The organism is Paenibacillus wynnii, from assembly GCF_000757885.1.
GTDB lineage: Bacteria > Bacillota > Bacilli > Paenibacillales > Paenibacillaceae > Paenibacillus_AQ > Paenibacillus_AQ wynnii.
The window spans coordinates 969,175-982,061 of the sequence record NZ_JQCR01000002.1; the positions used below are offsets into that span (position 1 = coordinate 969,175).

Below are 12,887 nucleotides of genomic sequence, written 5' to 3' on the forward strand. Positions count from 1 at the left end.
GCTAATGAAATTTTCTCCTATTATACCTTTTGAGCCGATCCTTACGAATCAGCTTCCCGTTGGAGATACATGGATTGCCCAGATCAAATGGGATGGCGTTCGAATGCTGTCCTATTATGACGGGGTTAACACGGAATTGATTAACCGCCGGGGGAATCGCAGAACCCCACAATACCCGGAACTTACCGACATCAAGGCTTACTGCAAGGCTGACTCGGTTATTCTAGATGGAGAAATTATTGCACTAAGCAACGGAAAGCCCTCCTTCCAAGAGGTCATGAGGCGTGACAGCTTAAGGAAAGAGGCCGCTATCCGCGTAGCTAAGAATGAGATTCAGGTTATTTATATGGTATTCGATATTCTATATTGCAATGGGGCTTGGACACTCAACCAGCCCTTATCGAGTCGTCAGGCACTACTCAAGGAAATACTTATCCCACATCCGCATGTTCAGATGGTCCCAAGCTATACGAATCCGGAAGAACTTTGGGCTTCAGCCCAATCCCATGAATTAGAAGGAATTATGTGTAAAGACATTTCTAGCACCTACACTCCAGGCGGAAAAGACAAACGCTGGCAGAAGCGAAAAATCATCTCCGACGTCACAGCCGTAGCCGGAGGCGTTACCTTTCGAGATGGACGAGTTAACGCCTTTCTGCTGGGTCTGTATGACGAAGAAGGGAAATTGCAATATATCGGCCATGCAGGTTCTGGAAAGTTAAAAATGGAGGACTGGCGCCAGTTGACTAACCAAGCCCTTAAGCTTGCTGTTCCAACCATGCCCTTCACCAATCTCCCGCAGCGCTATACAGGAGCTTTCTGGATCTCCCCTCAATTGGTCTTTAAGGTTCATTTTCTGGAATGGAATCCTTCCGGTACGCTTCGCCATCCGGTGATTCAGGCTTCAGTGGATATTCCACCTCAGGAATGCAGATTAAAGGGGCAAAAAAACTAGAAAGGAGGACATTTATATGCCAGTATCCGTCAAAGGCTCCATCACCATACACGGCCAAACTTTATCCATCACCAATCCAGATAAGCTACTCTGGCCCGAGCGCGGCATCACAAAACGAATCTATTTGGAAAAGCTTGCCGCTTTATCCCCGTATCTGCTCCGCTATTGCCAGAAACGGTTGCTGACGGTCATCCGCTATCCCCATGGTGTAGGGGGAATGTCTTTTTATCAAAAAAATGCGCCCGATCCCTTGCCTCCTTTCGTTCAAACCTATACTCAAGACAACATCACTTACATTGTGCTTGGAGGTTTGCCTGAACTGCTCTGGCTTGGCAATCTGGCCGCACTGGAATTCCACCCCTCCTTGCACTATATCGGCAGTGACCTACCCTGCGAATGGATGATTGATCTGGACCCTACTCTTGAGGTCGAACCCCGTATCATGGAAGCTGCATCTATTGTAGGTCGCGTGCTCAGTTCACTTGGATTAATCTCCGTACCGAAGACTTCCGGAGCCACCGGTGTTCAAATTATAATTCCCGTTAAACCGGGTGTCACCTTTTTGGAGCTTCGAAAAATCGGTCATTTTGTTGGACGTTTTGTCACCGAAAAACACCCGGGGCTATTCACGCTGGAACGTTTGAAGAAAGATCGCGGGGATAAGATTTATTTTGACTATCTTCAACATTTCGGGGGAAAAACTTTGGCTGCTCCCTATACCCCGCGCGCTCGTCCGCTGGCAACAGTATCTACACCTCTTACCTGGGCGGAGGTTGATCAGGATGTAACCCCTACTGACTTCCATCTGCTGAATATTGAAGAACGGCTGAGCCGCTTAGGGGATCTGATTGAGAATGTGGCTCCACAGCCTGTAGAGGATATTATCAAACAGCTAAAGTAAGATAAGCCCGCAGCATTCACACATGCTGTGGGCTTATCTTACGTCCTAACTTAGAACGGAAATATTATATATGAGAATACGACCTTCAGGAATCCCCCTGCCGGCTAATGGATGGCTTTTTTCTTAAAGCGCCCACCCTTAACATCATGGATATTACCGATAGCAACAAATGCCTCCGTATCCCAATCCTCAACGATAGCTTTAAGCTTCGCTTCTTCCAGACGGGTGATGACTACAAAGATGACCTTCTTGTTGTCGCCCGAAAATCCGCCTTCACCCTCAAGATAAGTAACTCCACGTCCTAAACGTTCGGTCAGTGCCTCTCCGATATCACGGAATTTATCACTGATAATCCAGACTGACTTCGATTGATCCAATCCTTCAAGCGTTATATCAATCAATTTAAAAGCTATATAATAAGCAATAAGTGAGAACATGGCATTATTCCAGCCAAATACAAAACCTGCTCCTGACAATATAAATAAGTTAAAGAACATAACGACCTCTCCTACAGAGAAGGGAAGCTTCTTCGAGACCAGAATAGCCACAATTTCCGTACCATCCAGCGATCCTCCATAACGCACCACAAGTCCAACACCCACTCCGAGAATCACGCCCCCAAATACAGCAGCGAGCAGCGGCTCAACCGTTATAGGATCCACAGGGTGCAGAAGTTGAGTACCGATAGACATGAGCACAACAGCAAACAAAGTGGATAAAGCGAATGTCTTGCCAATTTGCTTATAACCGATGATTAAAAACGGAAGGTTCAGTAAGGTTAGTAAAAGACCGAGGGGAATATTAAAAATATGTGAAAGCATAATGGAAATACCGGTGATTCCACCATCAATTAATTGATTGGGAACGAGGAAAATCTCAAGTGCAACGGACATCATAGACGCTCCGATAATGATCATTACGATCCTCTGAGCCAATTTAGCTGTTTTAAAAGCCCCGGATTTTCGCGGTTTATTGTACTCCTTTTTTGTAACCATTTGTTGGCTTACATTCATAGAACTCCCCCTAAAATTACAGTATAGTTTTTTTTATATACTTTATTATATCATAATGAACCTCATTTCATGAAGGAATGCTAACTATCTTCTCATAACATCGGGGACAACAATCTACTCAGATTTTCTCTCAGTTTAACTAAACGGCCGCGCTTTTTAAAAAGTTCCGGGTCTATCAAGTCCGAATGCTCCAGATCTTCCTGGTATTTAGCGGTAATCTTAGCAATGCTATCTGGAGACAGTAATACTGCAGAACATTCAAAATTAGTGTAGAGACTTCTCATATCCAGATTTGGGCCACCTACGGACACTAAAAGATCATCCACAATGATGATTTTTGCATGTATAAACCCGCCTCGATATTTATAGAACTTTACACCTGCATCCTGTAAATCCTCAACGTAGGACAGTGTAGCCTGATATACAAATTCCACATCAGGTTTACCGGGAATCATGATCATTACTTCCACCCCGCGGAGCCGTGCAGTTTTAAGAGCCCGAATAATGGGGGAATCGGGAATAAAATAGGGCGTGGTAATCCAGATACGGCGCTTGGCTGCACACAGCGAGGCAAAACAGATCTCCTCTGATGCATCCACATCCTCATCAGGACCGCTTATAACGATTTTAACGGCTTCTGTACCTTGGCAGGGGTGAACAGGAAACAAGCGTGGATGACTAAGCCGCTCACCGGAAGCAAGTCTCCAATCCTTAAGGAATACAAATTGCAAATAATAGACGCAGTCCCCCTCCAGCTGTAGGTGAGTATCTCTCCAACTCCCTATTCCGGTAGCCTTTAATAAATAATCATCTCCCACATTCATCCCCCCGGTAAAGCCGATGAGACCGTCAACGATTAGAATCTTGCGGTGATTCCGGTAATTTAAACGGCGCTCCATGAAACTCAAAAGTGGTGGGAGAAAGAAGTGGAATTCCACCCCCCCACTCTTCAATTGCTTAATAAACTTCCGGCTTAACTTTAAACTGCCAGTACCATCGCATAGAAGCCGTACCTTTACACCCTGCCGTGCCTTTCGAATCAGAAGCTCCTGAAACCGCTCACCGATAATATCCGAATTAAAGGTATAAAATTCCAAATGTATGTGCTCTTGTGCCGACTCCATGGCTTCAAGCATGGCATCAAACGCTTCATGACCCTCAAATAAAAAACGACTCTGGTTTTTTCCTGTAATTGGACCTTTAGGCAAATGAGAGAGCAGTTGAAGCAAATCCATCTGGTTGTTAAAAGCCGGATTTCCGCTATCCTCCGGATTTTCCACCACGAGACATCTATTTTTTACATGTTCTCTTAACTCTCGCAACAAGGGGACTTTCCGCTTATTTATTTGTTGGATCTGCCTATAATCACGACCAAGATAGTAATAGAACAGCAGCCCCAGTGGGGGACAGCATAACAAAATAAACAACCAGGCGACGGTTCTTTGCGGATGACGGAACTCCAGAAGTAAAATAACAGCCATTTGGATATAAAAAAGACAGAAAATAATCGCGACAATCTTCATACTCTCAACTCCCCCCTGTGTGACCGGGTACTATTAGTAATAACCTGTATGCATACTCTATTGGTTTTGCCGAGATTCCCTTCCTTTATTCAAGCAACCTTTGTCATGTTCCTCAATATCACTGAATACATAGAGTAGTAAGAGAAAACGGATGAGCCCTTATGTTAAAAATAATTACACTAGCAACTCTAGCGGTTCTCGAAACCGCAGGAAGGAGTCGTCATGAAGAGTCAGCCCGATCATAATCAGATTACGCTGCTCGTCGTCCGGGATGCCGGGCGCCCCGTCAGACAGCTTCGGATTTCGAAGCCCCTGGCCTTTGCCATTCCCGCCGTAGCTGCGCTCTCCATCTCCAGCTTGGTCACTTCCATGCACTATCATTCTTCCCAATCCATCGCCCAGCTGGAGGCAGAAGCTGCAGCTCTCTCACTTCATAATCTACGTATGGAAATACAGGTCGCTGACAAAGAGGAGGCGCTGCAGCAGCTGCAAATGGAGGTAACTGATCTCTCCGAAGAGGCAGACAGTATTAAAGACAAACTGAAAAGTGTGAGTGAGTTGGAACAGCAGCTGCAAAGTCTAATTCAGAAACAGAACAGTACAGACTCAGATTCTAAAAAGAACAACAACGCAACGACGAGCTCAAGCTCCGGGGTCACAAACCATGCAGCTAAGTTATCCTCCAGCCCTCAGGTTGGCGGTGAGTTCATCGCAGTATACAATAGCGAAGCTGTAAATCTGGTGCAGGAAACTAAAGATGACTTTGCCGAAATACGCAGTATCTTAGAAGAAATGGTTAACAGTATACCTGTTACTATCTCACAAGCGAAAAAGGCAGATACTCTGCAAGCGAAAAAAATAACCACTTCTCAATCCAAGTTGGCATCCGCCGTGATGTGGCCCACCCTTTCTAAAGTCATCACTTCGAGCTTCGGCTATCGAACTGATCCGTTCAAGGGATCCTCCGCCTTCCACTCCGGTATTGATATTGCCGGCGATATTGGCGACCCTGTATTTTCAGCTCAGGACGGGGAGGTTATAACGGTAGATCAAATGGGTGCACGTGGGAAATACATCGTTACCAAGCATAGTAATGGATTAGAAACCTGGTACATGCACCTCAACAGCATGAAAGTTTCTCCCGGTGATAAGGTGGTTAAAGGACAGCAGATTGGAGGGCTGGGCAGTACAGGCCGCAGTACAGGCCCTCATCTCCACTTTCAGGTCGTTAAACAGAACAAACCCGTTAACCCATTGGGTTATATACAGCAGGATTCATAGGGTACAATGCAGAGCAATATGGAAAGTATAGGAGGACTAAATATGTGGAAACAGAGGCAGCAGCGTTCCCCTTTCAAATCGACGGACACACTGATCGGACATGGAGGAACTCTCGAGGGTAAGGTTCATTGTGATACGAACTTGCGGGTTGAAGGGTCTTTTAGCGGTGAAATTCATTGCAGTGGGACCGTTACTGTCGGGGAACAAGGAACTGTTCATGCAAGCATTGTCGCAGAGGAAATTATTATAGCTGGAAAAGTCTTCGGAGATATCACAGCAGAACGCCAAATCCTCTTGTTGGGCAATGGACAGATTTATGGAAACATCACCTCGAGTGCCCTTTCCATTGTGGAGGGCGGGCTGCTGAACGGCTCTGTGTCCATGACAGAACAACCCGCCCAGAACAAGACGGGCGGGTTAGATATTGATACCAACAGGAACAAGAAGAATAAACGTGCGCCTAAACAGCAGGGCTCTCGAGAAGCAGGTTAAGGGAGTGCATATCTTTTAACTCTTAGGTGGAGACATCCCTTTTACGGAAGACTAACCAAGAAACCAACAGGAATAAAACATAATAAACGGCAAGTACGGCTACTGCAAACCCAAAGGACACTCCACCCGGACCTGTCTTGGATACTAGATACCCCTGTAAATCCATGTGGGAGAATATTAAATACTTTGCCCACTCGTAACGCTCCGGACTAAAGATCGAGATAAAAATATTCTTGGCAAACATAATAAATAACGATAAGCCGATAGCTAAACCGCTAGCCCTAAATACGGTGGATACCATAAAAGCAATTGCGGCGGTCAGGAACAGCACAATGTATTGACACAAGATAATCAAAAAAGTATATTCGGCCGGACTCCAGCTTGCAGCAGTTGCCATTCCTTCACCGGTAGAAGAGGAGAATATAGCTGAAGATGCGAAACCGAAGGCGATGAGTACCCCGGTGCTTAGCAAACTGAATAACACCACTGAAATATATTTAGACAATAATATCTTGGAGCGGCTCCACGGGCGAATCAACAGCAGCTTGATCGTCCCCCAGGTAAATTCGCCCGCAACGGAGTCGGATGCTACAACTACGGTAAATATCGTATTCAGGAAGAAAGCGATACTTATAGTGATTTGAAAGCTTCCCCATAACTCGATGGATGAGTCGTTTCCGCTTGTGTAATAGATCAACACCGGAAACAATGCACTCATGACGGCTAGAATAATTAGCATAATCCATGTGCGGACACGACTATAAATTTTGATATTCTCATTATGTATGAGAGCAGCGAACTCACCCAATGCCTTCACCTCCAGTGATCTCCAAGAATTGATCCTCGAGCGAACGGGAAAGCATCTTGATACTGTAGACCTTAATTCCGCCCGATACCAACCTTGCATTTATTTCTGCTATTTCCTCACGGGTCGCCTCAACTACAAGTCCTCCGCTTTTTAATGTTCCACTGCCAATCAGTTCCTGCGCAGCTTCAGCATTATCAACCTCGAATAAGGTTTCACCCATCGGTATCGTTGCATTGCCCACTGCCTTAAGCTGTTTCACATCCACCAGCCGGCCATTCTGGATAATAGCTATTCGGTCACACATTAGTTCCATCTCGGACAGGAGATGACTGGAGACGAATACCGTGGTCCCTTCCTCTTGGCAAAGACGGCGCAAATAATCCCGAAGCTCACGGATCCCCTGCGGATCGAGGCCATTCGTCGGTTCATCAAGAATAAGCAGCTTTGGTCGGTGCAGCAGCGCTTGCGCCACACCTAATCGCTGACGCATTCCAAGCGAATAAGTCTTAACCCTATCGTTGATTCTTTTCCCAAGCCCGACAAGCTCTACTACCTCATCAATCCGCTGCTTCGTGATACCCGGCACCATCCGTGCATATTGGCGTAGATTCTGATACCCTGTCAAGAACTTATACATTTCAGGATTCTCAACAATAGCACCGATGTTTGCGATAGCCTCTTCGAACTCATGTTTAATACTTCGGCCGCAAATCAGAATATCCCCGCGGCTAATTGAGATCAAACCTACCATCATACGGATTGTGGTAGTTTTACCTGCCCCATTCGGACCCAGAAAGCCAAATATTTGACCAGGCGGAATGTCCAACGTAAGGTCCCCAACCAGCGTTTTAGAGCCTATTTTTTTGGTGACTCCCTGCAAGCGGGCTACAGGCTCCAGCTCATCTGTCGTTTTAATCATAAGTCTCACTTCCTTTCTCTTAGCAGTTTACCACATTTACCCTTTTTACCAAAACTGGAATATACATATAATCTCAAAAAAAGGGATCGACCCCCTCCCGTTGTGGAAGAAGATCGAGTCCCTCTTACATGATTCTCAAGTCATATGATGATTTCAGCTATCTCTTCTATTATCCGCCAACACGGGCTAGTTCACGCATGTTTGCTTCAAAAGCTGCCATTAATGCAGCCTCACCCGTTAATCCCGCATCTTCAACCTTCTGAATATGCTGCATCATCCGCTTGTAATCCTTAGGAATTACGCGAGCAAACTTCGGAAGATGCTCTTCCCATTGATCCAGCATACGTTGTCCGACCACACTGCCAGTGAGCTCCGTATGTTGTACAATCAGACCGCGAAGTTCTTGAATCTCCGCTTGCTCCTCCACACGCTCAAGTAATACCATCTCCAGATTGCAGCGTTTAACAAAACTATTATCCGCATCGTAGACGTAAGCGATACCGCCTGACATTCCCGCTGCGAAGTTTCGCCCGGTTCCGCCCAGTACAACTACGCGTCCACCCGTCATATATTCACAACCATGGTCGCCAACGCCTTCTACAACCACATTAGCACCGGAGTTACGAACCGCAAAGCGTTCGCCAGCGATTCCGCTGATGTAAGCCTCACCGCCAGTAGCTCCATAAAGCGCAGTGTTACCGATGATAATGTTATCTTCAGCAGCAAAGGTCGCTTTCGAAGAAGGCTTCAAGATCAACTTACCACCCGATAGTCCTTTTCCGACATAGTCATTAGAGTCACCCTCGACCGTAATTGTGATGCCCTTAGGTACGAATGCTCCAAGACTCTGTCCAGCCGAACCTGTGAAGTTAAGTCGAATGGTATCGTCCGGCAATCCGGCAGCGCCGTATTTGCGTGTTAATTCACTTCCCAAAATGGTTCCGACCGCACGGTTGACGTTCGTAATCGGTAAGGAAACTTCTACTGGAGTTCCTGATTCTAATGCTGGAGCTGCCAGTTCAAGCAATTGGCTCATATCCAATGTTTCTTCCAGCGCGTGATTCTGACGTTTGCTGCGGAAGCGTGTGCTTCCCTCAGCCAAGTGTGGTGTGTGCAACAGACTGGAAAGGTCTACACCCTTTTTCTTCCAGTGAGTAGATACTATGGAAGCGTCCAGGCAATCTGTACGTCCCACCATTTCCTCAATAGTGCGGAAGCCCAGACTAGCCATGATCTCACGTAAGTCCTGCGCCACAAAAGTCATAAAGTTAACCACATGCTGTGGGTCGCCCGCAAAATTCTTGCGAAGCTCAGGATTCTGCGTTGCTACTCCAACCGGACAAGTATCCATCTGACAGACACGCATCATGATACAGCCTACAGCGACAAGCGGTGCAGTAGAGAATCCATACTCTTCGGCTCCCAGCAAGATTGCGACTGCCAAATCACGTCCGCTAAGCATTTTTCCGTCCGTTTCCAGAGTAACCCGGTCACGGAGATTGTTCAGCATCAGCGTCTGATGAGTCTCAGCCAGACCCAGTTCCCAAGGAAGGCCCGCATGACGGATAGAGTTCATCGGAGATGCCCCTGTTCCTCCATCGTATCCGCTAATCAGGATGATATCCGCACGACCCTTGGCCACACCGGCTGCAATCGTACCGACACCAACCTCAGATACCAGCTTTACATTAATATTTGCACGTGGATTAGCATTCTTCAGATCATAGATCAGCTCTGCCAAATCCTCGATAGAGTAAATATCATGATGCGGAGGAGGTGAGATCAAACCTACACCTGCTGTGGAGCCGCGTACTTCAGCAACCCAAGGATAGACCTTACGTCCCGGTAACTGCCCGCCTTCACCAGGCTTCGCACCCTGAGCCATCTTAATCTGTATTTCATCCGCATTCACCAGATAATTCGAGGTTACCCCAAAGCGTCCGGAAGCTACCTGTTTGATCGCACTGCGGCGTGAATCTCCGTTGCTGTCCGGAATGAAGCGTGCTGGATCTTCGCCGCCTTCACCGGTATTGCTCTTGCCGCCAATACGGTTCATAGCGATAGCCAGCGTCTCATGGGCTTCCTTACTAATTGAACCGAAAGACATCGCGCCGGTCTTAAAGCGTTTCATTATGGACTCTGCCGGTTCGACTTCCTCAAGCGGGACTGGTGCATTTTCAGGCTTGAATTGCAGCAAGGATCGAATCGTTAAATGCTTCTCGTTCTCACCCTGAACGAGTGCAGCGAACTTCTTGTACGTAGCGAAATCTCCGCTGCGCACCGCGTGCTGAAGCAAATGAATGGTTTGCGGGTTGAAGAGATGCTCTTCACCGTCGCTGCGCCATTGGTATTCACCGCCGGAATCCAGCACTTTATCATTGCCGTCTTTATCCGTAAAGGCGCGGTTGTGCGTAAAGAGGACTTCTGCCGCCACTTCTTCAAGACCGATACCGCCAATTCGGGAAGGTGTCCATGTGAAGTAACGATCAACAAATGCTGAATTGAGGCCTACTGCTTCGAATATTTGTGCTCCGCGATAGGACTGAATGGTCGAGATCCCCATCTTGGATAGTATTTTAACTACGCTCTTAGTCGCAGCTTTGATATAGTTCTTCACGGCCTTCTCGTGGGAAATTCCCCGTAGTAGACCTTGATTGATCATGTCGTCCAAGCTTTCAAAGGCCAGATATGGATTCACAGCACTCACTCCATAGCCTAGCAGGACTGCGTAATGATGAACTTCACGCGGTTCACCAGACTCCAGCAAAATGCTCACTTTGGTCCGGGTACCTTGACGAATCAAATGGTGATGCAGGCTCGACACGGCCAGCAGCGCTGGAATCGCAGCATTCTCGCGGTCTACACCACGGTCTGACAGAATGAGAATGTTATGACCCTTGCCAATAACCCGGTCAGCAGCCTCGCACAAACGGTCAATCGCAATTTTCATTCCTTCTGCACCCAGCTCAGCCGGGAAAAGAATTGGAATGGACATGGACTTGAAGCCTGCACGGCGTACATGACGAATCTTGGCAAAATCTTCATTAGAAAGGATAGGTGTATTCAACGAGATCTGACGGCAGCTCTCCGGTTCAGGTTTGAGCAGGTTGCGCTCAGGCCCGATCGTTGTTGTTGTAGAAGTAACCAACTCTTCACGAATAGCATCAATCGGTGGATTGGTTACTTGGGCGAACATTTGTTTAAAGTAGTTGTACAAACGCTGCGGACGGTCCGACAGCACAGCCAGAGGTGAATCATAGCCCATAGAGCCAATAGCTTCTTGACCAGTGGATGCCATAGGCTCTAGCACTTTACGCAAATCTTCAAAAGTATATCCGAACGATTGCTGCAACTGCTGTACATTATCATGCTTAGGATTCGGAAGCTCAGGTGCATCCGGAAGTTCGTCAAGACTGATTAAATGCTCATCCAACCACTGGCGGTAAGGCTGCTCGGAAGCAATCGATGCTTTGACCTCTTCATCCGAGATAATGCGGCCTTCTTTAGTATCAACCAAGAGCATACGGCCCGGTCTCAAACGGTCCTTGTAAAGGATGTTCTCAGGGGCGATATCCAAAACACCTGCTTCGGAGGAGAGAATAATCAAATCATCTTTAGTAACATAATAACGTGAAGGACGCAGGCCGTTACGGTCAAGAATGGCCCCGATTTGAACACCGTCGGTAAAGCCCATTGCAGCGGGGCCATCCCAAGGTTCCATTAAAGTACTGTGGTATTCATAGAAATCCTTCTTCTTCTGATCCATGCTGTCATGGTTGCTCCAAGGCTCTGGAACCATCATCATGGCTACCTGCGGCAAGGAACGGCCAGCCAGATACAGGAATTCGAACGTATTGTCAAACATTGCTGTATCCGAACCATCCGGGTTAATAACCGGTTTAATCTTGGCCAAGTCTTCTCCGAACACTTCGCTCTTGAATAGGGACTGACGGGCATGCATCCAGTTCACATTACCGCGAAGGGTATTGATTTCACCATTATGAATCATGAAGCGATAAGGATGCGCACGCTCCCAGCTAGGGAACGTATTCGTGCTGAAACGGGAATGCACGAGCGCAATCGCTGATTCCAAATTCTCATTCTGCAGATCAATATAGAACTGTCCTACCTGGGCAGTCGTTAACATGCCTTTATATACGATTTTGCGGCAAGATAAGCTTGGGAGATAAAAGGACTCGCCTTCCTCCACCCCGCTGTAGCGAATAGCCAGCTCGGCACGCTTGCGGATAATAAACAGTTTGCGTTCGAAAGCAAGATCATCGGTGATATTCAGTGAACGTCCGATAAATACCTGACGTACATAAGGCTTTGCAGCTTTAGCTGTTTTGCCCAACATTTCATCAAAGGTAGGTACGTCACGGTAGCCAAGCAATTCCTGGCCCTCTTCGGCAATAATGTCGTTTAATTGGGCTTCATGGCGAGCACGGATCTCTTCGTTGTGAGACAAAAAGATCATACCCACACCATATTGACCTTGCTCCGGCAGCTCAAAGCCAATAGCCTTGGCCTCTGCAGCAAAGAATTTATGCGGAATTTGTAGCATAATACCTGCTCCGTCACCGGAGTTAGGTTCGCTTCCTTGGCCTCCACGGTGCTCCATATTAAAGAGCATAGTCAAAGCATTGCTTACAATATCATGGGAGGGCTTACCTTTAATATGGGCAACAAAACCCATTCCGCATGCATCTTTTTCGAACTGAGGATCATAAAGGCCCTGTTTAGGGGGCAGTTCAGTGTGTCTCATCATACGCAACCTTTCTATTATAAAGTAGGACATTATCACCGGAAATATACAAAATATTGCAAAAGGAAAATTTCTTGGGCTTGTATCAAAACCTTAATAATTATTCATAGAGATTCATTATATTATTTTATCATCGACCTTACATGAGCGCAATTTAAACTTTTTTATGATGTTGATTAACATTTGCTTTTGCGACACAGCTTTAGTGGGTAAAAGCGTAAATAATCTTT

At 46.7% G+C, this 12,887-nt stretch carries 9 protein-coding genes; 4 read left to right on the forward strand and 5 right to left on the reverse strand.

Annotation, left to right across the window (positions count from 1 at the left end):
• The first annotated feature begins 4 nt into the window (after positions 1-4).
• Both PWYN_RS06975 and ligD read left to right on the forward strand, forming a co-directional pair.
• Positions 5-955 carry an ATP-dependent DNA ligase gene (locus PWYN_RS06975; protein ID WP_036649825.1) on the forward strand — a complete coding sequence of 317 codons (951 nt, stop codon included), beginning with the start codon at positions 5-7 and terminating at the stop codon, positions 953-955.
• 16 nt (positions 956-971) lie between these two features.
• Positions 972-1,856: a non-homologous end-joining DNA ligase gene (ligD, locus tag PWYN_RS06980; protein WP_036649827.1), complete on the forward strand. Its 885-nt coding sequence runs from the start codon at positions 972-974 to the stop codon at positions 1,854-1,856.
• 104 nt (positions 1,857-1,960) lie between these two features.
• On the opposite strand, the gene PWYN_RS06985 is transcribed toward ligD, so the two are convergent.
• Entirely contained in the window at positions 1,961-2,851 is an 891-nt protein-coding gene (locus PWYN_RS06985; protein WP_036653477.1) for a YitT family protein, read from the reverse strand.
• Positions 2,852-2,961: 110 nt separating this feature from the next.
• Positions 2,962-4,392 carry a cardiolipin synthase gene (gene cls / locus PWYN_RS06990; protein WP_036649829.1) on the reverse strand — a complete coding sequence of 477 codons (1,431 nt, stop codon included), beginning with the start codon at positions 4,390-4,392 and terminating at the stop codon, positions 2,962-2,964.
• Between the two features lie 222 nt (positions 4,393-4,614).
• On the opposite strand from cls, the gene PWYN_RS30285 reads away from it, so the two are divergent.
• Together PWYN_RS30285 and PWYN_RS07000 are read left to right on the forward strand one after the other, a co-directional pair.
• Positions 4,615-5,673: a peptidoglycan DD-metalloendopeptidase family protein gene (locus PWYN_RS30285; RefSeq protein WP_036649832.1), complete on the forward strand. Its 1,059-nt coding sequence runs from the start codon at positions 4,615-4,617 to the stop codon at positions 5,671-5,673.
• Between the two features lie 42 nt (positions 5,674-5,715).
• Positions 5,716-6,165: a bactofilin family protein gene (locus PWYN_RS07000; RefSeq protein ID WP_036649834.1), complete on the forward strand. Its 450-nt coding sequence runs from the start codon at positions 5,716-5,718 to the stop codon at positions 6,163-6,165.
• Positions 6,166-6,187: 22 nt separating this feature from the next.
• On the opposite strand, the gene PWYN_RS07005 is transcribed toward PWYN_RS07000, so the two are convergent.
• The 3 genes from PWYN_RS07005 to gltB all read right to left on the reverse strand — a co-directional run bounded on the left by PWYN_RS07005 (position 6,188) and on the right by gltB (position 12,657).
• Positions 6,188-6,973, reverse strand: coding sequence for an ABC transporter permease (locus PWYN_RS07005; protein ID WP_036649836.1), 786 nt, complete (start codon positions 6,971-6,973; stop codon positions 6,188-6,190).
• Positions 6,966-7,892, reverse strand: a complete 927-nt coding sequence (locus PWYN_RS07010; protein WP_036649839.1) for an ABC transporter ATP-binding protein — start codon at positions 7,890-7,892, stop codon at positions 6,966-6,968. The genes PWYN_RS07005 and PWYN_RS07010 overlap by 8 nt, the downstream gene beginning before the upstream one ends.
• A 169-nt stretch (positions 7,893-8,061) precedes the next feature.
• Positions 8,062-12,657: a glutamate synthase large subunit gene (gene gltB, locus PWYN_RS07015; RefSeq protein WP_036653479.1), complete on the reverse strand. Its 4,596-nt coding sequence runs from the start codon at positions 12,655-12,657 to the stop codon at positions 8,062-8,064.
• Positions 12,658-12,887 lie beyond the last annotated feature (230 nt).